The organism is Sphingomonas sp. Leaf231, from assembly GCF_001421995.1.
In the GTDB taxonomy this organism is placed as follows: domain Bacteria; phylum Pseudomonadota; class Alphaproteobacteria; order Sphingomonadales; family Sphingomonadaceae; genus Sphingomonas.
In genome coordinates, this window is record NZ_LMLS01000001.1 from 759,053 (window position 1) to 781,872 (window position 22,820).

Here is a 22,820-nt window from a genome sequence, read left to right on the forward strand (position 1 = left end):
ACCTGCGTCGCGCTTCAATCGCGTGCGCCGCGGCTCCGGTCATTCCCCATCGCTGGACTATGCCGCCCGTTGCGAAAGCGCGTGGCGGTTCGTACCCGGAAGGGTCGCGCATCCGCGCGATCTTTCCCAATGTGGAGAATGGCATGGATCGTAGTCAGAAGACCGCGGCCGTCGCCGAGCTCAACCGTAACTTCTCCGAGGTTGCCGTGGTGGTCGTCACCCGCAACCTGGGGATGACGGTGGCGCAGTCGACCGACTTGCGCAACCGGATGCGGGACGCCGGCGCGACCTACAAGGTCTCGAAGAACAAGCTTGCCAGAATCGCGCTGGACGGCACCGACTATGGCTCGATCGGCGACATGCTGACCGGCCCCGTCGGCCTTGCGACCTCGACCGATCCGGTCGCGGCTGCCAAGGTTGCCGCCGAGTTCGCCAAGACGACCGACAAGTTCGAGATCGTCGGCGGCGCGATGGGCACGACCCCGCTCGATGTGGCGGGCGTGCAGGCACTGGCCACGCTGCCGTCGCTTGACGAGCTGCGTGCGAAGATCGTCGGCCTGATCGTGGCACCCGCCACGAAGCTGGCAACGATCACCCAGGCACCGGCCGCGCAGATCGCGCGCGTGCTGTCGGCTTATTCGGAGAAGGAGGCGGCCTGATTTCGGGCGGCATCCTTTTGAATTGTTGAACCGGTATTGAACCGCGGGGCACCTGTCCCCGTCTGAAGGAAGAACATCATGGCAGACCTGAACGCGCTGGTTGACCAGCTGAGCGAGCTGACCGTCCTCGAAGCAGCCGAGCTGTCGAAGCTCCTCGAAGAGAAGTGGGGCGTTTCGGCCGCAGCGGCGGTCGCAGCACCGGCCGCCGGCGGCGGCGCAGCGGCCCCGGCCGCCGAAGAGAAGACCGAGTTCGACGTGATCCTGACCGGCGACGGTGGCAAGAAGATCAACGTCATCAAGGAAGTCCGCGCGATCACCGGCCTGGGCCTGACCGAAGCGAAGGCTCTCGTCGAGGGCGCGCCGAAGCCGGTCAAGGAAGGCGTGAACAAGGACGAGGCCGAGAAGGTCAAGAAGCAGCTGGAAGAAGCCGGCGCGACCGTCGAGCTGAAGTAAGCCGCAGCGTAAGGGGCGGGCCGACGAGCCCGTCCCCACGCACGGCCGGCCGACGAACGGCCCAAGCCCGTTCGTTAGACGCCATGGGGTTCGCCCCCATGACGGCAGCCAGCAAAAGGGGCGACACCCGTCACGGGTGCCGCCCCTTTTTCGCGCCCGCCGCCACGGCAGCGTCCTTCACCGGGTATTGCCTTGCCCGGGTCGCAACGACCATGACGGCAACGGGTTTGACACACACCCCCCGCCCGCTTATATCCGCATCATCACCACAGCTTCCGGGAAACGGCACGCCTTGCGCAGCGCGTCGATCGGATTGGGAAGTTTTGGTTCCGGACGCTGAAAGCCGACGCATCTGATTGCGATCGGCTTTTGTGCGTTCGATCATGCGCCTGCATTTTGACGGCTGACGAGGCAAAAAGCTTTTATGGCGACCAATCCGATCGACGCGGGCACCGCGCGGACCGACAAGGGCGGGACGCGCAAGCGCCGCATCCGCAAGGTGTTCGGCAACATCCACGAAGTCGTGCAGATGCCGAACCTGATCGAGGTTCAGCGCGAGAGCTACGAACAATTCCTGCGTTCCGATGCGTCGATCGGCTATGTCTCCGGTCTGGAAAAGACGCTGCGCAGCGTGTTCCCGATCCGCGACTTCGCCGGCACTGCCGAGCTGGACTTCGTCAATTACGAGCTGGAGCCGCCGAAGTTCGACGTCGAGGAATGCCGTCAGCGCGGCATCACTTACGCGGCCCCGATGCGCGTTACGTTGCGCCTGATCGTGTTCGAGGTGGATCCCGATACGGAAACCCGCTCGGTGCTCGATATCAAGGAGCAGGACGTGTACATGGGCGACATGCCGCTCATGACCGAGAACGGCACGTTCTTCATCAACGGGACCGAGCGCGTCATCGTGTCGCAGATGCACCGCTCGCCGGGCGTGCTGTTCGACCATGATCGTGGCAAGACCCACGCGTCGGGCAAGTATCTCTTCGCCGCGCGCGTCATCCCCTATCGTGGCTCGTGGCTCGATTTCGAGTTCGACGCCAAGGACATCGTCAACGTCCGTATCGATCGCAAGCGCAAGCTGCCGGTCACGGCGCTGCTGTACGCGCTGGGGATGACCGGCGAGGAGATCCTCAACCACTTCTACAACCGCGTCGTGTTCGTGCGCGGCCAGGGTGGCTGGCAGATTCCGTTCGTGGTCGAGAGCTGGCGCGGCGTAAAGCCGACGTTCGACATCGTCGATGCCAAGTCGGGCGAAGTGATCTTCCCCGCAGGCACCAAGATCACGCCGCGTGCGTCGAACAAGGCCGGAAAGGATGGCCTCGAGACGCTGCTGATCCCGACCGACGAGATCTACGGCCGTTTCTCGGCCTATGACCTCATCAACACTTCGACCGGCGAAATCTATGTCGAGGCCGGTGACGAGATCGGGCCGGAAAACCTGGAGAAGCTCGACAAGGCGGGTATCGACCGCATCGAGTTGCTCGACATCGATTATGCGTCGACGGGTCCGTGGATTCGCAACACGCTGAAGGCGGACAAGGCCGAGGAGCGCGAGCAGGCGCTGTCGGACATCTACCGCGTGATGCGCCCTGGCGAGCCGCCGACGCTGGAGACCGCCGAGTCGCTGTTCGCTGGCCTGTTCTTCGATCCGGATCGCTACGACCTGTCGGCCGTCGGCCGCGTGAAGCTGAACATGCGCCTCGACCTCGATGCAGAGGACACGGTGACGACGCTGCGCAGCGAGGACATCCTCGCCGTCATCAAGACGCTGGTCGGCCTGAAGGACGGCAAGGGCGAGATCGACGACATCGACAACCTCGGCAACCGCCGCGTGCGTTCGGTGGGCGAGCTGCTGGAAAACCAGTATCGCGTCGGCCTGTTGCGCATGGAGCGAGCGGTCAAGGAGCGCATGTCGTCGGTGGACGTGTCCACCGTGATGCCGAACGACCTGATCAACGCCAAGCCGGCGGTGGCCGCGGTGCGTGAGTTCTTCGGTTCGTCGCAGCTGTCGCAGTTCATGGATCAGACCAATCCGCTGTCCGAAGTCACCCACAAGCGTCGTGTCTCGGCGCTCGGACCGGGCGGTCTGACGCGTGAGCGTGCGGGCTTCGAAGTTCGCGACGTTCACCCGACGCACTATGGCCGCATCTGCCCGATCGAGACGCCGGAAGGCCCGAACATCGGCCTGATCAACTCGCTGTCCACCTTCGCGCGGGTCAACAAATATGGCTTCATCGAGACGCCGTACCGCAAGATCATCGACGGCAAGGTGACCGGTGATGTCGTCTATCTGTCGGCGATGGAGGAGCAGAAACACACCGTCGCACAGGCGTCGGCCGAGCTGAACGAGGATGGCTCGTTTGCGGAGGAGCTGGTTTCCGCGCGGCAGGCGGGCGAGTTCCTGATGGCGCTGCCGGAAACGGTGACGCTGATGGACGTCAGCCCCAAGCAGCTGGTGTCGGTCGCGGCGTCGCTGATCCCGTTCCTGGAAAACGATGACGCGAACCGCGCGCTCATGGGTTCGAACATGCAGCGTCAGGCCGTGCCGCTGGTGCGGGCCGAGGCGCCGTTTGTCGGCACCGGCATGGAGGAGACCGTGGCGCGCGATTCGGGCGCAGCGATCTCGGCGAAGCGTGCGGGCATCGTCGATCAGGTCGACGCGGCACGTATCGTGGTGCGCGCCACCGGTGAGATCGACTCCGCCAAGTCGGGCGTCGACATCTACACGCTGATGAAGTTCCAGCGTTCCAACCAGTCGACCTGCATCAACCAGCGCCCGCTGGTGAAGGTGGGCGACGTGGTGAACGCCGGAGACGTCATCGCCGACGGCCCGTCGACCGAGTTCGGCGAGCTGGCGCTGGGGCGCAATGCGCTGGTCGCGTTCATGCCGTGGAATGGCTACAACTACGAGGATTCGATCCTCATCTCCGAGCGGATCGTGAAGGACGACGTGTTCACGTCGATCCACATCGACGAGTTCGAGGTGATGGCTCGCGATACGAAGCTGGGGCCGGAGGACATCACCCGCGACATCCCGAACGTCGGCGAGGAAGCATTGCGCAACCTCGACGAGGCGGGGATCGTCTACGTCGGTGCCGAGGTCGAGCCGGGCGACATTCTGGTCGGCAAGATCACGCCGAAGGGCGAAAGCCCGATGACGCCGGAGGAGAAGCTGCTCCGCGCCATCTTCGGCGAAAAGGCCTCGGACGTTCGCGACACCTCGCTTCGCCTGCCGCCGGGCGTCGCCGGCACGATCGTCGACGTGCGCGTCTTCAATCGTCACGGCATCGACAAGGACGAGCGCGCGATGGCGATCGAGCGCGAGGAGATCGAGCGCCTGAAGAAGGACTCGGACGACGAGCGTACGATCCTGAACCGTGCGACGTGGAGCCGGCTGCGTGAAATGCTGCTGGATCAGGTCGCGACCGGCGCGCCGAAGGGCGTGAAGAAGGGCATCACCATCGACATGGAAGTGCTCGACAGCGTCGAGCGCCACGAATGGTGGAAGTTCGCGGTGCAGGATGATGCCGTGCAGGCGAACCTGGAAGCGGTGAAGGGCCAGTACGACGAGGCTGCCAAGCGGATCCGCGACAAGTTCGAGGATCGCCGCGAGAAGCTGGAGCGTGGCGACGAACTGCCGCCGGGCGTGCTGAAGATGGTCAAGGTGTTCGTGGCGGTGAAGCGCAAGCTGCAGCCGGGCGACAAGATGGCCGGCCGTCACGGCAACAAGGGCGTCATCAGCCGCATCCTGCCGGCGGAGGACATGCCGTTCCTCGCCGACGGGACGCCGGTCGATCTCGTGCTCAACCCGTTGGGCGTGCCGAGCCGCATGAACGTCGGGCAGATCTTCGAGACGCACCTCGGCTGGGCGGCGCGTGGCCTTGGCCAGCAGATCAAGCATGCGCTCGAAGACTGGCGCGAAGCCAACCCTGACGCCAAGCCGGGCGACATGCCCGACGCGGTCAAGGACCGGCTGCGCACCGTCTATGGCGAGCATTATCTCGACGACATCGACTCGCGCGATGCCAGCGAGATCATCGAGCTGGCGCAGAACCTGACGCCTGGCGTTCCGATGGGCACCCCGGTGTTCGACGGCGCGGTCGAGAAGGACGTGTCCGACATGCTGGAGCTGGCGGGTCTCGACACGTCGGGCCAGTCGGACCTGTTCGACGGACGTACCGGCGACAAGTTCGACCGCCAGGTAACGGTGGGCATCATCTACATGCTGAAGCTGCACCACCTGGTGGACGACAAGATCCACGCCCGGTCGATCGGGCCGTACAGCCTCGTCACCCAGCAGCCGCTGGGCGGCAAGGCGCAGTTCGGCGGCCAGCGCTTCGGCGAGATGGAGGTCTGGGCGCTTCAGGCGTACGGTGCCGCCTATACCTTGCAGGAAATGCTGACGGTGAAATCGGACGATGTGGTCGGCCGCACCAAGGTCTACGAGGCGATCGTCAAGGGTGACGACACGTTCGAGGCCGGCATTCCGGAGAGCTTCAACGTGCTCGTCAAGGAAATGCGCTCGCTGGGCCTCAACGTCGACCTGCGGTCGATGGAAGAAGCCAAGGACGATGACGGCATCGCCATCGCGGCGGAATAGAGTGACCTTGCCCCTCCCTTCCGGGGGAGGGGTCGGGGGAGGGCCGGACAGGCGCTAACCCTTCCCGACAGATTTACGCCCTCCCCTACCCCCTCCCGCACGCGGGAAGGGAATTGGAGCGAAACATGAACGAACTGACCAATTTCGCCAATCCGCTCGCCAAGCCGGAGACGTTCGACCAGATCCAGATCGGAATCGCGTCCCCGGACAAGATCCGCAGCTGGTCCTTCGGCGAGATCAAGAAGCCCGAGACCATCAACTACCGCACGTTCAAGCCCGAGCGCGACGGCCTGTTCTGCGCGCGCATCTTCGGTCCGATCAAGGATTACGAATGCCTGTGCGGCAAGTACAAGCGCATGAAGTACAAGGGCATCGTCTGCGAGAAGTGCGGCGTCGAGGTCACCGTCTCGAAGGTGCGCCGTGAGCGGATGGGCCACATCGAACTGGCCGCGCCGGTCGCGCACATCTGGTTCCTGAAGTCGCTGCCGAGCCGCATCGGCCTGTTGCTCGACATGCAGCTGAAGCAGCTGGAGCGCGTGCTGTATTTCGAGGCGTATATCGTCATCGAGCCCGGCTTGACGCCGCTGGAGAAGTTCCAGCTGCTGACCGAGGACGAGCTGCTGTCCGCGCAGGACGAATATGGTGAGGACGCCTTTTCCGCCGGCATTGGCGCAGAAGCCGTGCGCATCATGCTCGAAAGCCTCGACCTCGAAGGCGAGAAGGTCGCGCTGCTCGAAGAGCTGGCGACGACCAAGTCGGAGCTGAAGCCCAAGAAGATCATCAAGCGGCTGAAGGTCGTCGAGAGCTTCCTGGAATCGGGCAACCGTCCGGAATGGATGATCCTCGAGGTCGTGCCGGTCATCCCGCCCGAGTTGCGCCCGCTGGTGCCGCTGGACGGCGGCCGCTTCGCGACGTCGGATCTCAACGACCTGTACCGCCGCGTCATCAACCGCAACAACCGCCTGAAGCGGCTGATGGAGTTGCGCGCGCCGGACATCATCGTCCGCAACGAGAAGCGCATGTTGCAGGAAGCGGTCGACGCCTTGTTCGACAACGGTCGCCGCGGGCGGACGATCACCGGCGCGAACAAGCGTCCGCTGAAGTCGCTGTCCGACATGCTGAAGGGCAAGCAGGGCCGCTTCCGCCAGAATCTTCTGGGCAAGCGCGTCGATTATTCGGGCCGCTCGGTCATCGTGACCGGGCCGGAACTGAAGCTGCACCAGTGCGGCCTGCCCAAGAAGATGGCGCTCGAGCTGTTCAAGCCGTTCATCTACGCGCGTCTGGATGCCAAGGGTCTGTCGATGACCCTGAAGCAGGCCAAGAAGTGGGTCGAGAAGGAGCGCAAGGAAGTCTGGGACATCCTGGACGAGGTGATCCGCGAGCACCCCGTTCTGCTGAACCGGGCACCGACGCTTCACCGTCTTGGCATCCAGGCGTTCGAGCCGGTGCTGATCGAGGGCAAGGCGATTCAGCTGCACCCGCTGGTCTGCTCGGCGTTCAATGCCGACTTCGACGGCGATCAGATGGCCGTTCACGTTCCGCTGAGCCTTGAGGCGCAGTTGGAAGCACGCGTCCTGATGATGTCGACCAACAACATCCTGTCGCCCGCGAACGGCAAGCCGATCATCGTGCCGTCGCAGGACATGGTGTTGGGCCTCTACTATCTCTCGATGGAGAAGCAGAACGAGCCGGGTCAGGGCATGATGATCTCCGACATGGCGGAGGTGCATCAGGCGCTGAACGCCGGTGCGGTGACGCTGCATACCAAGATCGTCAGCCGCGTTCCGCAGACCGACGAAAGCGGCAAGCAGTACCTCAAGCGCTTCGAGACGACGCCGGGCCGCATGCTGTTGGGCGAAACGCTGCCCAAGAGCCACAAGGTGCCGTTCGACACCGTCAACCGCCTGCTGACGAAGAAGGACGTCGGCGACGTGATCGACGAGGTCTATCGTCACACCGGCCAGAAGGAAACCGTGCTGTTCGCCGACGCGATCATGTCGCTCGGCTTCCGCCACGCGTTCCGCGCCGGCATCTCGTTCGGCAAGGACGACATGCTCGTGGCGCCCGACAAGGACAAGCTGGTCGACGAGACGCGCGACCAGGTGAAGGACTATGAGCAGCAATATCAGGACGGCCTGATCACGCAGCAGGAGAAGTACAACAAGGTCATCGACGCCTGGAGCCGTTGCGGCGATCAGGTCGCGAACTCGATGATGAACGAGATCAAGGCGGTTCGGCATTACGAGGACGGCGAGCATGCCGGTCGCGAGATGCCGATCAACTCGATCTACATGATGGCGCACTCCGGTGCGCGTGGCTCGCAGGCGCAGATCAAGCAGCTGGCGGGGATGCGCGGGCTGATGGCCAAGCCGTCGGGCGAGATCATCGAGACGCCGATCATCTCGAACTTCAAGGAAGGGCTGACCGTCCTCGAATATTTCAACTCCACCCACGGCGCGCGCAAGGGCCTGGCGGATACGGCGTTGAAGACCGCCAACTCGGGCTACCTCACCCGCCGTCTGGTCGACGTGTCGCAGGATTGCACCATCGTCGAACTGGATTGCGGCACCGAGCGCGCGCTGGAGATGAAGGCGATCGTGCAGGGCGGATCGACCATCGCTTCGCTGGGCGAGCGCATCCTGGGCCGCACCACGGCCGAGGACGTGGTCGACACCAAGAGCGGCAAGGTGATCATCCCCACCGGCACGCTGCTGGACGAGCCGATGGTCGCGCAGATCGAGGCGCTGGGCGTGCTTGCCATGAAGATCCGCTCCCCGCTGGTGTGCGAATCGAAGGTCGGCGTGTGCGGCAAATGCTATGGTCGTGACCTTGCCCGCGGTACACCGGTCAATATCGGCGAAGCGGTCGGCGTGATCGCGGCGCAGTCGATCGGCGAGCCGGGCACGCAGCTGACGATGCGGACGTTCCACATCGGCGGCGCGGCGCAGCTGAACGAGCAGTCGAACCTGGAGGCGCCGGTCGACGGCACCATCGAGTTCCGCGACCTGCGCGTGATCGAGGACCAGCGCGGGCGTCGCGTGGTGCTCAGCCGGTCGAGCGAGATCGCAATCGTCGACATGGACGGGCGCGAACTGGCGGTGCACAAGATTCCGTACGGTGCGCACGTCATGTTCGACGACGGCCATATCGTCAGCAAGGGCGACCGGATGGCCGAATGGGATCCGTTCACCATGCCGGTGATCACGGAAACCGGCGGTACCGTGAAGTTCCAGGATCTGATCGAGGGCAAGACCCTGACCGAGCAGGTCGACGAGGCGACCGGTATCGCGCAGCGCGTTGTGATCGAATATCGCGCGACGACCAAGTCGAAGGAGGATCTGCGTCCGCGCATGACCCTGCTCGACGAAGGTTCGGGCGAGGCGGCGCGTTACCTGCTGGCCCCCGGTGCGGTGCTGTCGGTCGAGGACAATTCGACCGTGCAGGCCGGCGACGTGCTGGCGCGTGTCGCTCGGGAATCGGCCAAGACACGCGACATCACCGGCGGTCTGCCGCGGGTCGCGGAGTTGTTCGAGGCGCGCATCCCCAAGGAAGCGGCGATCATCGCCAAGGTTTCCGGCCGGGTGGTGTTCGGCAAGGATTACAAGGCGAAGCGCAAGATCGGCATCCAGCCCGAGGATGGCGGCGAGGTCGTCGAGTATCTGGTGCCCAAGTCGAAGGTGATCGACGTCCAGGAGGGCGACTACGTCAAGCGCGGCGACAATCTGATCGGTGGTTCGCCGAACCCGCACGACATTCTGGAAACGATGGGCATCGAGCCGCTGGCGGAATATCTCGTCAGCGAAATTCAGGAAGTCTATCGACTGCAGGGCGTGAAGATCAACGACAAGCACATCGAGACGATCGTTCGTCAGATGCTGCAGAAGGTCGAGATCATCGAGTCGGGCGAAACCACCTTGCTGGTGGGCGAGCAGGTCGATCGCGAGGAAATGGACGCGATTAACGACAAGCTGGAGGATGGCCAGCCACGCGCAGCGGGCAAGCCGGTCCTGCTCGGCATCACCAAGGCGTCGCTGCAGACCCGCAGCTTCATCTCGGCGGCGTCGTTCCAGGAAACCACCCGCGTCCTCACCGAGGCGGCGGTCCAAGGCAAGCAGGACACGCTGATGGGCCTGAAGGAGAATGTCATCGTCGGCCGCCTGATCCCGGCAGGCACCGGCGCGGGCATGAACCGCCTGCGTGTCGCGGCTTCGTCGCGCGACGTCGTGCTTCGTGCGCAGCAGCGCAAGTTGCAGGAGGCGATGGTGGCGGCCGGTGCGGCGGCTACCGCCGCGAAGACCCGTGCGGCCGAGGAAGCACGCACAGCGCGCGAGAACGCGGGCACCGGCAGCGATCCGCTGGCCAGTGTGGTGCCCTCGGGCACCGGCACCGATGCCGATGCTGGCGAGTATCTGAACAAGGAGTAATCCTTGCTCAGGCCGGCCTGAGCCAAGAAAGCCGCCGTCCGGATCGTCCGGGCGGCGGCTTTTTTCATGGTCCTGCGTGGGCGGGTCGCGCATCGCTCCACCATCAGGCTGCCGACCAGCGTCGGTGGATCAGTGCGACAACTGCACGCGCGATCGCACACGTTGCAATTGCCGCGACACCCTTCCTTCACCAGATCCACGGCAAGCGCTGCACCGCAGCAAGCAACAATCAGCGAGGCCGTGATGCTCTATTTGATCTACATGATCGTGTCGTACCGCAACGAAGCCCGTGCGCGCGCCATTGCCGCGAACGACACCGATTATCGGCAGGCCGCCTGAAGGTCGCCGACGCGGGCGTTACTTCACGCCCGCGCGGACGTACGGCGTGAAGTCACTCAGTAGCAGCGCTGCTCGCGGGATCGTCGAGCCACGATTGAGTGGGCGGACGCGATCGTTGCGGCACAATTGCCCACCGTAGATTTCGGTGATGAGAATATCGTCGTCGTTCAGCGTCTCGGCCCGGGCGCGTAGCCGGTTGACGTAAAGCCGCTGTCCGACGCGCCAGACGATCGCTCTGCCGGAGATGATCCGCGGCGTTTCGTTCTGCGAAACCGTGATGCACCGCACCGGCTGCTGCGCGACCCGGCCCTTGAGCAGGTTGGCAAGCTGGGCGTCCGGGCCGGAGCGTGCGGCTCCGGCGGGAACGGCGAACGCGGCGGCCAGCGCCGCGATGACGATAGAGCCTTTCATGGTCGTCCTCCTACAGGCATCGCACCGAACCTGCACTGACGCGGGTTGATCTGTATCGACATGGTTGTGCCGGAACGCGGGTGCGCGCCGGCCCGTTCGAGTGGCATATGAAAGCTGCCCGCTGATGCCCGCCTCCCATGTCGCCACCCCTGCGTTGTCGGTGGCTGAACACGCCGCCATGCTGGCCGAGCAACTGGTCGATGGCGACCTGATCGTCGCCGTTGCGGATGACACCCGCGCAGGGGCACTGACCGATGCGTTGCAGGCGGCGATGCCTGCCGCGGCGGTCCTGTTCTCCCCCGGCAGCGACGCGTTGCCGGGCGAGGATGCTCCTCCCTCACCGGCCAACGTCGGGTTGCGGGTTTCGGCACTGCGTCGTGTCCGCGCGCTGGTGGAGAAGAATGGGCGTGCGCCGATCGCGCTGATCACCACCGGCGAGGCGCTGGCGCGTGGCTACCCCGTACCGGATGCCTTCGATGTCGTGCCGCCGACCGTCAGGCTCGACGCGCCGCTCGATCTCGCCGCTCTGTTCGCCGAGCTGGCCGAGCTTGGCTATGTCAACGACGAGCGGGTCGACGAACCCGGCGAAATCGCGCTGCGCGGACAGGTGCTCGACGTGTTCCCCGCCGACGCCTCGCTGCCGCTGCGCATCGAGGTGGCGGATGGACGCGTCGTCGCCCTGCGCTCCTACGATCCCGGCGACCAGCGGTCGATCGAGGATGTGGCGGAACGCGAGCTGGGCCGCGTGGCCGAGCCCGCCGACGGCGACGTCCGGTCGACCTTGCTGGATCATCTGCCCGGCGCGCGGATCGTTATCGACGATGCCGCGGACGAACGTCGGCGGCGGTTCCTGACGCTGGTCGCCGATGCCACCCGCCGCGCACCGAAGCGCGCGATGCGCGACGTGATCGACGACAAGGCGTGGGGCAGTGCGTTGGGCAAGCGAGAGCGGTTGACGCTGGTTCGTGACGGCGAAGCACCGCCACGGTTTGCCGAGCACAAGGCCCCGCTCCGCGCCTTCGCCACCCTCGCCCGCACTGCACGTGCCGATGGCGAGCGGCTGGTATTGCTGGGCAGCGCGCGCGACCTGCGCTTCCTGCGCGCACGTGTTGCCAAGGTGCTGAAGGAAGAGCCCGTCGCCGTCGCGGATTGGCAGGAGATCGTGACGGCGCAGCCAGGCGCGTTGCTGATGCTGGAGATGGCGGCCGATCGCGGTTTCCGCCGTGACGGCATATTGGCGATCGCCGCCGCCGACCTGCTCGGCAGCCGCGCCGAGCGCGAAGAGCGACCGGGCGGCGCGGCGGACGCAAGCTTGTTCGACATGGGCGAGATTCGCGTCGGGGACGTGGTGGTGCATGAGGATCACGGCATCGGCGTCGTCGCCGGGCTGGAGCGGTTGCCTGACGAGGATGGCGGCGACGCGATCAAGCTGACCTATGCCGACAACGGCGTGCGGCTGGTCCCGGTCGGCGAGGCCGATCGCATCTGGCGCTATGGCGCAGAGGCGGATGCGGTGACGCTCGACCGGCTCGACGGATCGAGCTGGCAGAAGCGGCGCGGCGAGATCGACGCCGCCATCGCGCAAAGCGCGCGCGATCTGACCGCACTCGCCGCCGAGCGGGCGGAACGCGATGCGCCAGCGCTCGACCCCGATCCCGCCGCCTACGAGCGCTTCGCGGCCGGTTTCGCCTTCACCGAGACGGCCGATCAGGCCAAGGCGATCGCGGCGGTTCGCACCGACCTCGCCAGCGGTCGCCCGATGGACCGGCTGGTGATCGGCGACGTCGGTTACGGCAAGACCGAGGTCGCGTTGCGCGCGGCGGCCATCGCCGCGCTCGCGGGGAGGCAGGTCGCGATCGCCGCACCGACGACGGTGCTGGCGCGCCAGCATCTGGAAACCTTCGTCGCCCGCTTCGAAGCCAGCGGCATCGCCGTTGCCGGTCTGTCGCGGCTGTCAAGCGCCGCCGAGAAAAAGCGCGTGAAGGCCGGATTGGCCGATGGCAGCGTGCAGATCGTCGTCGGCACCGGCGCGGTCGCCGGCAAGGGCGTGACCTACAAGGATCTTGCGCTGGTCGTGATCGATGAGGAACAGCGCTTCGGGGCGGCCGACAAGGACAAGCTGCGCGGCCTGTCGGCGGGCCACGTCCTGACGCTGTCCGCAACGCCGATCCCGCGCACCCTGCAATCGGCGCTGGTCGGATTACAGCAATTGTCGATCATTGCGACCCCGCCGGCCCGCCGCCAGCCGATCCGCACCGCTGTCGGGGCGTTCGCGCCAGAAACGCTGCGCGCCGCGCTGCTGCGTGAAAAGAGCCGCGGCGGGCAAAGCTTCGTCGTCGTGCCGCGTATCACCGACATGGCCACGCTTGCCGAACAGCTTGGCATGCTGATCCCCGAACTGGAAGTGTTGCAGGCGCACGGGAAGCTGCCCGCCGAAGAGATCGACGCCGCGATGGTCCGCTTCGGGCGCGGCGACGGCGACGTGCTGCTGGCCACGAACATCATCGAGGCCGGGCTGGACGTGCCGCGCGCCAATACGATGGTCATCGCGCATGCCGACCGCTTCGGACTGTCGCAGCTTCACCAGCTACGCGGGCGCGTCGGACGTGGCAGCCGCCGCGGGCAGGTGCTGCTGTTCACCGACCCGGATCATGAGATCGCGCCGCGCACGCTGAAGCGGCTGCGGACGCTGGAGGCGTTCGACCGGCTTGGTGCGGGTTTCGCGATCAGCGCGCGCGACCTCGACATGCGCGGCGCGGGCGACCTGCTGGGCGAGACGCAGGCCGGGCATATGAAGCTGATCGGGATCGACCTGTACCAGCAGTTGCTCGAAGGCGCGTTGCGGCGCGCACGCGGCGAAGAGGTGGAGCGGTGGACGCCGGAACTGCACCTCGGGATCGAAGGACGACTGCCGGAGACGTGGATTCCCGACGAGGAGTTGCGCGTCACGATCTACGCCCGGCTGGCGCGGATCACCGACGCGGTCATGCTCGACGCGTTGGAGGACGAACTCGCCGATCGCTTCGGTGCGATGCCCGATGCGGCGCGGACCCTGCTGGCGACCGCGCGGCTGCGTGTCGATGCGCGGACCGCCGGGATCGCGAAGGTCAGCGCCGGCCCGGCGGCGGTGGCGCTGGAGCCGCACAACGGCACCCGCATCGACGCCGCGACCTTCGGGCTGGAGGTTAAGGACCGCCGTTTCCTGCTGCGCGAACGGATCGAGGATCCGTTCGCCCGGCTGGAGCGCGCCGGTGAGCTGGTGCGCGAGATGGCGGAAGCCTGACGGCCCTGCCCCGGCCGCGCCGGGGGCAGGCCGGTCCGTTCAGAACCGCACGCGTGCGCCCAGCGACAGGATCACCGCGCGCGCGTCGGTCAGCGTGCCGTCGATCGCGATCGGCGTCTGTACCGGCGTCCCGGCATAGGCGGCGGTCGGGCGGTCGATCGTCGAATCGGCGAAGTCGACGTAGTTCGCCGCCGCATCCAGCGAGATTTTCGGCGTCACATCGAACGATGCACCCAGCGCGTAATTCCACCGGTTCGAATCCGGCACGCGTGCGTCGCGATCGCCGTCGCGGGTCGGGGTTAGCGCGCGCTGCACGCCACCGCGCACCGTCAGCCGCGGCGACACCGCATAGTCCACACCGCCGGCATAGCTCCACGTATTGCGATAGTTCTGCGGCAGTGCGGTGTTCAGCGGCGCGCCCAGCCGGATCGCGTCGAACTGGTCCCAGGTGTAACGGATCGTCTGCGCATTCAGCGTCAGGGCGTCGGTGACGCGGAAACGTCCGCCGACCATGACCTGCGCCGGCGTGTAGAAGCGTGCGCTCACATCCTCGACCGTCCCGTTCTGCGCGGCGAGCGGACCCAGCAGCCCGCCGATGGCCACCTTGCCGTTCAGCGTGTGTTCGATCGCCGATTTATAGCTGATGCCCACCGTGGCGCGATCGTTGTGCAACTGCACGCCCGCTGTCCAGCCCAGGTCCCAGCCTTCGCCTTCCAGCTTCTGGCCACCATCGGGCAGTGCTGCGGACAGATTGGGCAACGCGTTGGAAAAGCTGGATTCGACATATTCGATGTTGGCGGCCGCGCCGACTCGCAGCCAGTCGGTCACCGCCACCGCGACCGAAGGCTGGATGTCGAACGTGCGCAGGTAGGTGCGATCGGCGCTATACCGTACCCAGCTGTCACCGTCGTAATCGGTGGTGAAGCTGTACGGCGACGTCACCGCCAGCCCGACTGCGAGCCGATCGCCGAGCGGCACCGCCACGGCACCGGACGGCAACACACCGTTGTTGATCGGATCGCGCGATGCCGCCGACCCGCCGATCGCAGCGAACGCACCGCCGGGGCGGCGGATCGCGGTGCCGTTGTCGGTCACATCGCCCTTCGGCAGGATCACCGACGCGCTGATCGTCGCCTCGGCTTCGGGAATGCCCGCGATCGCGGCCGGATTCCACCATAGCGACGCCGCGCCGGTATCTGCAGTCTCGCCGGAGAACGCCCGGCCCGCGGCGCGTGCCGCCTGTTCCTGCAGATAGAATGCCTGCGCGTGCGCCTGACCAGCGGCGGCGAGTCCGCCGATGCCGGTGGCGACCGTCAGCGCCGCAAGGTTACGAAAAGACATGACGCGATCCTCTTATGGTTTTGTTTTCCCCTGCATCTGTCGTCAGTGAACGCAAGAGCAATCGATCCTCACCCGCACCCGACGAGGATCGATCCGGTCAATTGCGCAGCGGCTTGCCGGTCATCAGCATGCTTTCGACCCGGGCATGGGTCCGTTCGTCATGCGCACTCTCGATGAACGCCGCACGTTCGAGATCGAGCAGTTGCTGTTCGGTGACGGTATCCACCACATCGGCGTCACCGCCGGTCAGCACATTCGCCAACCGCCCGGCGACCACCTCGTCATAGGCAGTGGCGACGCCCTTGCGCCGGAAGTCAGCGACCGCACCGGCCAGACCGACACGCCCGCTTTCGCCCGGCAACCGGAACGTCGGTGGCTCCGGCGGCGTGTAGCCGTCGACCAGCGCCAACGCCTTCGCCTTCGCATCGGCGAGCAGGCGGTCGCGATTCATCGTGATGCCGTCACCGGCGCGCAGGAACGCCATTTCCCTGGCCTGTGCGGCGGAGCGCGACACCTGTGCGGTGGAAATCAGTTCGAACGCCTTCATCACCGCAGGCATCGGCCCCCCAGGCATCATCGGCAGCCTGACCAGCCGGTCGAGCAACTCGCCGTGCCCGCCCCACCCCGGCACCAGCCCGACCCCGGCCTCGACCAGCCCGACATAGCTTTCGGCATGCGCCTGCACCGCATCGGAATGGAGCAACACTTCGCAGCCCCCGCCCAGCGCCATGCCGGCCGGCGCGCTCACGACGGGGAACGGTGCGTATTTCAGCGCCTTGAACGCCTGTTGCCCGGCAACGATCAGCTTCTCGATCTCACCCCACGCCCCCGCCTTCACGGCGAACAGCGCAAGGCCCAGATTGGCCCCGGCCGAGAAGTTGCTGCCTTCGTTATAGATCACCAGCGCCTTGAACCGCTCCTGCACCAGCGGGATCGCCTGCTGGATCAGCGCGGCGACCTCGCCGTCGAGCGCGTTCATCTTGGCGGTGAATTCCAGGCAGAGCACGCCGTCGCCGATGTCCCACAATGCCGCCGACGCGCTGGTCGCCACCGGCTGCGACCGGCGCTTCACGTCCTCCAGCAACAGCACGCCTTCTGCGCGCACAACGTCGTGATAGTCGCCGTCGTGGCCGAGATGCTGCCGCACGCCCTGCTCGACGCGGTAGAACGCCCGCTCGCCAGCCACATCCAGGATGGCGGGAACGGCGCGCCCCTCGGCACGCAAGCGCGCGGCCAGTTTGCCCGACCCCAGCCGATCGATCAGTTCGAACGGCCCGAACTTCCAGTTGTAGCCGAGCTTCATCGCGTCGTCGATCGCGACGATATCGTCGGCGGCCTCACCGACGAGCATCGCGGCGTAGCTCAGGACATGGCCAAGGATCGTCCAGGCATAATCGCCGACCTTGCCGGGAACGGCGACCAGCGCGGCAAGATCCTTCTCTACGGCCGGGGGCAGCGCGGCGGGCTTCGCCTCGGCACGATACTCGCCCGTCGCCAGATCGATCGCCAGCCTGGTCCGCGCGCCGTCCGCGCCCTTTTCCAGTCGGTAGAAGCCGCCCTTGCCCTTACGCCCGGTGAACCCCTCCGCGATCATGCGATCGACCAACGGCAACGGCCGCACGGTATCGAAATAGGGATCGCCTTGCGGCAAGGTGTCGGACAGGCTTTTCGCCAGCAGCGGCATCAAGTCGACGCCGACCAGATCGATCAGTGCGAAGATGCCGGTTTTGGGCACCCCCATGGGCCGCCCGCCGATCTGGTCCGCCTCCTCGACGGTCAATCCCTGGTCGATCGCCGCATTCACCGCCACCGCCAGCCAATAGGTGCCGATGCGATTGGCGATGAACCCGGGCGTATCCTTTGCGCGTACGATACGCTTGCCCATGAAACGATCGACGAACGCTTCGACCTTGCCGGCCACACCGACATCGGTCGTGGTGCCGCGAACTATCTCCACCAGCCGCATGTAGCGGGGTGGATTGAAGAAATGGGTAATCAGGAAATCGCGGCGGAACTGCTCGGAACGCCCTTCCACCAATCGCTCCAGCGGGATGGTCGAGGTGTTCGACGATACCGCCGTACCGGAGCGCTTCGACGCCTCCAGCCGCGCGTACAGCGATTGCTTGATATCCAGCCGCTCGACGATCGCCTCGACGATCCAGTCGCATTCGGCGACACGATCCAAATGGTCGTCGATGTTGCCGGTCTCGATCAACTTCGCCGCGGCGGCCGACATGAAGGGCGCTGGCTCGGTCTTCAGCATCTTCGCGACCGCGGCCTTCGCCACCGCATCGCGATCCGCGCCGTCCTTCGCGGCCACGTCGAGCAGCAGCACCGGCACGCCCGCATTGGCGACCTGCGCTGCGATCCCGGCGCCCATCACGCCCGCCCCGATCACGCAGACCTTTTTGACGATGTCGTCCATCACACGCGCTCCAGCACGGTCGCGATGCCCTGCCCGCCGCCGATACATTGCGTCGCCAGCGCGTAGCGTCCGCCCTCACGCGCCAGCAGCGCAGCAGCCTTGCCGACGATCCGCGCACCGGTCGCGCCCAGCGGATGGCCGATCGCGATCGCACCGCCGTCGATGTTGATCGTATCGTCCCTCAGCCCGAGATCGCGGATGCAGGCGATCGCCTGGCTGGCGAACGCCTCGTTGATCTCGACCACGTCGAGGTCGTTCGTGCCTATCCCGGCCCGCTCCAGCGCCTTGCGCGATGCGCCGATCGGCCCCAGCCCCATCGTCTCCGGCTCGCAACCCGACACGCCGATCGCCTTGATCCGCGCGAGGATCGTCAACCCGTGCCGCCGCGCGAACGCCTCCGACGTCACCAGCACCGCACTGGCCCCGTCAGTCAACGGCGAGGAGGTGCCGGCGGTGACCGAACCGTCCTGAGAGAAGGCCGGCTTCAGGGCGCCCAGTGCCTCGACACTGGTATCCGGTCGCAGCGTGCCGTCCCGCGTCACCGAGCCCGCCTTCGTCGCGATCGGAACGATTTCTTCGCCGAGCCGGCCATCCGCGCGCGCGGATGCGGCCTTCTGCTGGCTCCTGACGGCGAACGCATCCTGTTCGGCGCGAGTGATCTGGTATTTCTGCGCAACGTTCTCGGCGGTCTGCCCCATGCCCATATAGGCACCGGCACTTTTGGCGGCGAGCTGCGGGTTGGGCATCGGATTATACCCACCCATCGGGATGCGGCTCATCGATTCCAGCCCGGCGCAGATATACGCCTCGCCAGCGCCGACCGCGATCTGACCCATGGCGATGTGGATCGCGCTCATCGACGATCCGCAGAACCGATTGACGGTCATGCCCCCTACCGACAGCGGCAGATCGGCGAGCAGCCCTATCATCCGCGCGACGTTCAGCCCCTGCTCGCCCTCCGGAAAGGCGCAGCCCAGCACGATATCCTCGATCAGCGCGGCATCGACGCCGGTTTTGTCGATCAATCCACGGATCGTCTGCGCGGCGAGATCGTCCGGCCGCACCCGCGCCAGTTCGCCTTTGCCGGCGAGGTGGAAGGGCGAACGGGCGTAGCCGGCAATCACGACGTCGGTCATCGAAAACCTCTTGGTTGGTTGACTACCGTTTACGTCAACGTCATCCAGGGCTCAAGATGCAAATGCTGGCCGATCCAGGTAGCTGCCGGACAATATCGTTCGGTGAAGCGAGCGCTGACCGTCAAAGGCCCAGCGATATGCGCGCCGCCAGCCGATCGCCCGCATGTTCACGCACCGCAAACGGCGAGAGATCGCGAACGTCCGCGACGTCCGTTCCGGTATATTCCAGCGCCACCGTAAGCGGGCCGGTGACGTGCTGCACCCCGACCGCCCAGTCGTTGTAGGCGCCGCCCGGCCGCAGCCGCGCGGCGCGGATCGGATCGTCGACGCTGCCCGACGATCGCCCGGCATGCGCGGTCACGGTGAACGGCGTCGCCGGAATGCCGGCACGTCCCCGAACCGCGAGATACAAATTGTCCCCGCCGATCGCGTCCTGCGCGGGGGCGTAGCGTGCTTCGACGCCCGCCTCGACCGGCCCCAGCGAATAGCTGACGCCGGCGCCGACCTCCCCATAGTCCATCTTGCCACGAGCACCGGTGAACAGGTGCGCGGTGGCGAACCCGTCGAGCCGGAACCCGCCGAAATCGGTCGAATATCCCAGCGTCGGCTCCGCCACGCCGTCCGCCCCGCCATGACGCGGGTCACCGCGGGTGGCGAGAATGCGTGCACCCAGATCGAACCCGGCGGGCAGATCGATGCGCGCATAGGCCGAAGGCGCGGCCTTGCCCTCGCTCCAGCTCAAACCGCGGCGACGCTCGTCCGTGGCGAGTTCGACGCCCGCCTGCACCTGCGCCGTCGCCGGAAGGGCCGCCACGCCCGACAGCGCGGCGGCGATAACGATCGCGATCCTCACCTAGCCACGCACCCGGTCGTGTGCGGAGTCGAGTTCGGCAACCAGCGATTCCTGATCGCGCTCCGCGACGGCGAGCAAATGGTCGCGAACCTTCCCGCTGCGCGCGGCGACGTCCTGCGCGATCGCGTCGCGCTGCGTATCGCACCAGCCCGGGCGGCTGCCGGTCAGCGGCTTTTCAGCGCTGATGGTGCGCGACATCACGTGCCCGGCGGCGTGACGCGCTTCCCGGTGAATGTCGACCGAGGCGGTCCAGGCACAGCGCATCGCGCTCGGGCGGCCGGGTGCGCCCACGGCACCAACCTGCTTGTGGCTGACGTCGACCGCGCTGCGGTACGTCACGTCGACGCGCTGGCCACGGTGATCCATCTGCACGCGGTGCGCTTCTTCGGCAATGGGTGAGCCGAGCAGCAGCCCGGCGACGATCGAGACGATCATGGCGTTTCTCCTTGCGGTGTCCCGGACCATGTTGCCCGGTGACCCCTTCGAGATACGTACGCTTCGCCGCACTTCAACGATCCGGTCACAGACGTAACAATTTGTCATCCACCGTGTCGATGACGGCAATGGTTGTCCTGCGTGCGGGGACGCGGCAGAAGGCGGCGACATGCCGTATTCGCCCGCCCTTCCCACCATCGCCGAGGCGATCCAGGCGTCGCTCAGCCCCGTGTTCGTGCTGGCCGGCATCGGTGCGCTCCTCAACGTGCTTACCGGACGGCTGTCGCGCGTGATCGACCGCGTCCGCGCGCTGGAGGAACGTCACGGAGGCATCGACATGGTGGAGCGCGAACGGCTGGTGTGGGAATTGCGGCGGCTGGCCAAGCGGATGAGGGTCATCAACGCCGCCCTGTTCCTCGCGGTGGCCAGTGCGGTGGCGACGTGCGTCGTCGTCGCGATGTTGTTTCTGGGTGCCCTTACGCGCAGCCATATCGGGCATTATGTGGCGTTCAGCTTCATCCTGTCCATGTCGTTGCTGATCGCGTCGTTCATCGCGTTCATGGTCGAGGTGCGGCTGTCGAGTCGTACGATCCGCGTGCGCGACGACCTGTTGCACTGAATCTGCCGGCGTAGCGGGGAGCGATGACCATCACCGACGAAATCGGGTTGCGGCCGGGCCGCCGCCAGTTGCTGCGCGCTGGTGGGGCGCTGGCCACCGCGGCGTGGCTGCCGGCATGGGCGCAACCCCTGTCGACGGGTCTGCTACCGTCGGCGGAACTGTCGGGTGAGGATATCCACCTGCGCATCGCGCACCGGATGCTGACGATCGACGGACGGGCCAGCCACGCCGTCGCGGTCAACGGCACCGTGCCCGCGCCGCTGATCCGGCTGCGCGAGGGGCAGAACGTCCGACTGCACGTCGAAAACGCGCTGGACGAGGAAAGCTCGATCCACTGGCACGGATTGCTGGTGCCGTTCCATATGGACGGCGTGCCCGGCATCAGTTTTCCGGGCATCAAGCCGCGCAGCACCTTCACCTATGAATTTCCGATCCGCCAGGCGGGCACCTATTGGTATCACAGCCATTCCGGATTGCAGGAGCAGATGGGGCTGTACGGCCCGATCGTGATCGAACCGGCGGAGATCGATCCGGTCGCGGCGACGCGCGAACATGTAATCGTCCTGTCGGATCACAGTCCGATCCACCCGCACGCCATTTTCCGCAAGCTGAAGCAGCAGGGCGGCTATTTCAACTACCAGAAGCAGACGCTGGCCGGGCTGCTCGCCGGTCGCGACCAGCGCGAGGCTGAACGACTGTCGTGGGGCGCGATGCGGATGGACCCCGCCGACGTCGCCGACGTGACCGGGGCGACCTATACCTATCTCGTCAACGGCCATGGCCCCCGCGACAACTGGACCGGGCTGTTCGTCCCCGGAGAGCGCGTGCGGCTGCGCATCGTCAACGCGTCGGCGATGACCACCTTCAACCTGCGTATTCCAGGCCTGACGATGACGGTGATCGCCGCCGACGGGCTGCCGGTTCGCCCGGTGAGCGTCGACGAGATGCAGGTCGCGGTCGCCGAGACGTATGACGTGATCGTCGAGCCGCGCGATGATCGCGCCTATGCCCTGGTCGGCGAAAGCGTCGACCGTTCGGGCATGGCGCTGGCGACGCTCGCTCCGCGCGCGGGCATGCGCGCCACCCCGCCGGCACTGCGCGCCCGTCCGCTGGCGACGATGAAGGACATGGGCATGGGCGCGATGGGCGGCACGGCCACCCCCGCCGCCGCCTGCGCGCCCGAACACGCCGCGATGGGGCATTGCGCCGCCTCGGCCGGTGGCGGGCACGACATGGCGGCCATGGACCACTCGATGCGCGATTTCGCCAACGCGCCCGAGGTGAAGCGCACGCCCACCGTCCAGACGATCGCGCCGATGCCGGTCGACCGCACCGGCGAGCCGGGACAGGGGCTGGCCGATGTCGGCCACCGCGTGCTCACATACCGCGATCTGGTCGCCACCACCCGCAATCCCGACGTGCGCGCGCCCGACCGTGCGCTGCGCATCCACCTGACCGGCAACATGGAACGGTATATGTGGGCGTTCGACGGCGAGAAGCTGAACGAGGTCACCGCGCCGTTCGCCTTTCTGAAGGACGAACGCGTGCGCGTCACGCTGGTCAACGATACGATGATGGGTCACCCGATCCACATCCACGGCCACTTCTTCGAACTGGTCACCGGTCACGGCGATCACGCGCCGCGCAAGCACACGGTGCAGGTCCAGCCCGGCGGCACCGTCACCTTCGACATCACCGCCGATGCGGTCGGCGACTGGGCATTCCACTGCCATATGCTCTATCATATGCATGCCGGCATGATGCAGGTCGTCAGCGTCCGCCCGCGCGACGAGGTACCGGCATGAGCATCGCGCTCGCCATCGCGCTGGCGGTTCAGAT

Annotated in this window: 14 protein-coding genes; 8 read left to right on the forward strand and 6 right to left on the reverse strand. The window is 66.3% G+C overall.

The features are described 5' to 3' along the window. Nucleotides 1-143: 143 nt before the first annotated feature. The 5 genes from rplJ to ASE95_RS17540 all read left to right on the forward strand — a co-directional run bounded on the left by rplJ (nucleotide 144) and on the right by ASE95_RS17540 (nucleotide 10,478). Nucleotides 144-659, forward strand: coding sequence for a 50S ribosomal protein L10 (rplJ, locus tag ASE95_RS03680; RefSeq protein ID WP_056633128.1), 516 nt, complete (start codon nucleotides 144-146; stop codon nucleotides 657-659). Nucleotides 660-737: 78 nt separating this feature from the next. Then, nucleotides 738-1,112, forward strand: a complete 375-nt coding sequence (rplL, locus tag ASE95_RS03685) for a 50S ribosomal protein L7/L12 (RefSeq protein ID WP_056631570.1) — start codon at nucleotides 738-740, stop codon at nucleotides 1,110-1,112. Between the two features lie 424 nt (nucleotides 1,113-1,536). After that, complete coding sequence (gene rpoB / locus ASE95_RS03690; RefSeq protein WP_056631575.1) at nucleotides 1,537-5,715, forward strand: DNA-directed RNA polymerase subunit beta; 4,179 nt, start codon at nucleotides 1,537-1,539, stop codon at nucleotides 5,713-5,715. Between the two features lie 125 nt (nucleotides 5,716-5,840). Continuing rightward, complete coding sequence (rpoC, locus tag ASE95_RS03695) at nucleotides 5,841-10,139, forward strand: DNA-directed RNA polymerase subunit beta' (protein ID WP_056631577.1); 4,299 nt, start codon at nucleotides 5,841-5,843, stop codon at nucleotides 10,137-10,139. Between the two features lie 66 nt (nucleotides 10,140-10,205). After that, nucleotides 10,206-10,478, forward strand: coding sequence for a hypothetical protein (locus ASE95_RS17540; RefSeq protein ID WP_156347867.1), 273 nt, complete (start codon nucleotides 10,206-10,208; stop codon nucleotides 10,476-10,478). Nucleotides 10,479-10,496: 18 nt separating this feature from the next. Here the strand turns inward: ASE95_RS17540 and ASE95_RS03700 are convergent, their stop codons facing one another. Then, nucleotides 10,497-10,889, reverse strand: coding sequence for a hypothetical protein (locus tag ASE95_RS03700; RefSeq protein WP_056631581.1), 393 nt, complete (start codon nucleotides 10,887-10,889; stop codon nucleotides 10,497-10,499). 124 nt (nucleotides 10,890-11,013) lie between these two features. Between ASE95_RS03700 and ASE95_RS03705 the strand changes: the two genes are divergently transcribed. Beyond that, nucleotides 11,014-14,172: a helicase-related protein gene (locus tag ASE95_RS03705; RefSeq protein WP_082449502.1), complete on the forward strand. Its 3,159-nt coding sequence runs from the start codon at nucleotides 11,014-11,016 to the stop codon at nucleotides 14,170-14,172. Between the two features lie 39 nt (nucleotides 14,173-14,211). Here the strand turns inward: ASE95_RS03705 and ASE95_RS03710 are convergent, their stop codons facing one another. The 5 genes from ASE95_RS03710 to ASE95_RS03730 all read right to left on the reverse strand — a co-directional run bounded on the left by ASE95_RS03710 (nucleotide 14,212) and on the right by ASE95_RS03730 (nucleotide 20,362). Continuing rightward, nucleotides 14,212-15,513 carry an OmpP1/FadL family transporter gene (locus tag ASE95_RS03710; protein WP_056631592.1) on the reverse strand — a complete coding sequence of 434 codons (1,302 nt, stop codon included), beginning with the start codon at nucleotides 15,511-15,513 and terminating at the stop codon, nucleotides 14,212-14,214. Between the two features lie 97 nt (nucleotides 15,514-15,610). Then, nucleotides 15,611-17,938, reverse strand: coding sequence for a 3-hydroxyacyl-CoA dehydrogenase/enoyl-CoA hydratase family protein (locus ASE95_RS03715; RefSeq protein WP_056631593.1), 2,328 nt, complete (start codon nucleotides 17,936-17,938; stop codon nucleotides 15,611-15,613). Continuing rightward, the gene (locus tag ASE95_RS03720; RefSeq protein ID WP_056631594.1) at nucleotides 17,938-19,074 is read right to left on the reverse strand and encodes a thiolase family protein; all 1,137 of its coding nucleotides are present in this window, start codon (nucleotides 19,072-19,074) and stop codon (nucleotides 17,938-17,940) included. Before ASE95_RS03720 ends, ASE95_RS03715 begins: the two co-directional genes overlap by 1 nt. 121 nt (nucleotides 19,075-19,195) lie before the next feature. Then, on the reverse strand, nucleotides 19,196-19,927 hold the full coding sequence (locus ASE95_RS03725; protein ID WP_082449504.1) for a TorF family putative porin: 732 nt from the start codon (nucleotides 19,925-19,927) through the stop codon (nucleotides 19,196-19,198). Continuing rightward, on the reverse strand, nucleotides 19,928-20,362 hold the full coding sequence (locus ASE95_RS03730; RefSeq protein WP_056631597.1) for a hypothetical protein: 435 nt from the start codon (nucleotides 20,360-20,362) through the stop codon (nucleotides 19,928-19,930). Between the two features lie 169 nt (nucleotides 20,363-20,531). On the opposite strand from ASE95_RS03730, the gene ASE95_RS03735 reads away from it, so the two are divergent. Both ASE95_RS03735 and ASE95_RS03740 read left to right on the forward strand, forming a co-directional pair. Then, entirely contained in the window at nucleotides 20,532-20,981 is a 450-nt protein-coding gene (locus tag ASE95_RS03735; protein ID WP_056631600.1) for a DUF2721 domain-containing protein, read from the forward strand. 23 nt (nucleotides 20,982-21,004) lie between these two features. After that, a complete protein-coding gene (locus ASE95_RS03740) occupies nucleotides 21,005-22,786 on the forward strand; it encodes a copper resistance system multicopper oxidase (protein ID WP_056631602.1) in 1,782 nt (593 codons plus the stop codon). Nucleotides 22,787-22,820 lie beyond the last annotated feature (34 nt).

Coding starts and splice junctions, on each gene's coding strand:
- rpoB (WP_056631575.1), top strand. CDS start 1,537: ATGGCGACCAATCCGATCGACGCGGGCACCGCGCGGACCGACAAGGGC.
- rplJ (WP_056633128.1), top strand. CDS start 144: ATGGATCGTAGTCAGAAGACCGCGGCCGTCGCCGAGCTCAACCGTAAC.
- ASE95_RS03715 (WP_056631593.1), bottom strand. CDS start 17,938: ATGGACGACATCGTCAAAAAGGTCTGCGTGATCGGGGCGGGCGTGATG.
- ASE95_RS03740 (WP_056631602.1), top strand. CDS start 21,005: ATGACCATCACCGACGAAATCGGGTTGCGGCCGGGCCGCCGCCAGTTG.
- ASE95_RS17540 (WP_156347867.1), top strand. CDS start 10,206: ATGGTCCTGCGTGGGCGGGTCGCGCATCGCTCCACCATCAGGCTGCCG.
- ASE95_RS03735 (WP_056631600.1), top strand. CDS start 20,532: ATGCCGTATTCGCCCGCCCTTCCCACCATCGCCGAGGCGATCCAGGCG.
- ASE95_RS03700 (WP_056631581.1), bottom strand. CDS start 10,889: ATGAAAGGCTCTATCGTCATCGCGGCGCTGGCCGCCGCGTTCGCCGTT.
- rpoC (WP_056631577.1), top strand. CDS start 5,841: ATGAACGAACTGACCAATTTCGCCAATCCGCTCGCCAAGCCGGAGACG.
- ASE95_RS03730 (WP_056631597.1), bottom strand. CDS start 20,362: ATGATCGTCTCGATCGTCGCCGGGCTGCTGCTCGGCTCACCCATTGCC.
- rplL (WP_056631570.1), top strand. CDS start 738: ATGGCAGACCTGAACGCGCTGGTTGACCAGCTGAGCGAGCTGACCGTC.
- ASE95_RS03720 (WP_056631594.1), bottom strand. CDS start 19,074: ATGACCGACGTCGTGATTGCCGGCTACGCCCGTTCGCCCTTCCACCTC.
- ASE95_RS03705 (WP_082449502.1), top strand. CDS start 11,014: ATGCCCGCCTCCCATGTCGCCACCCCTGCGTTGTCGGTGGCTGAACAC.
- ASE95_RS03710 (WP_056631592.1), bottom strand. CDS start 15,513: ATGTCTTTTCGTAACCTTGCGGCGCTGACGGTCGCCACCGGCATCGGC.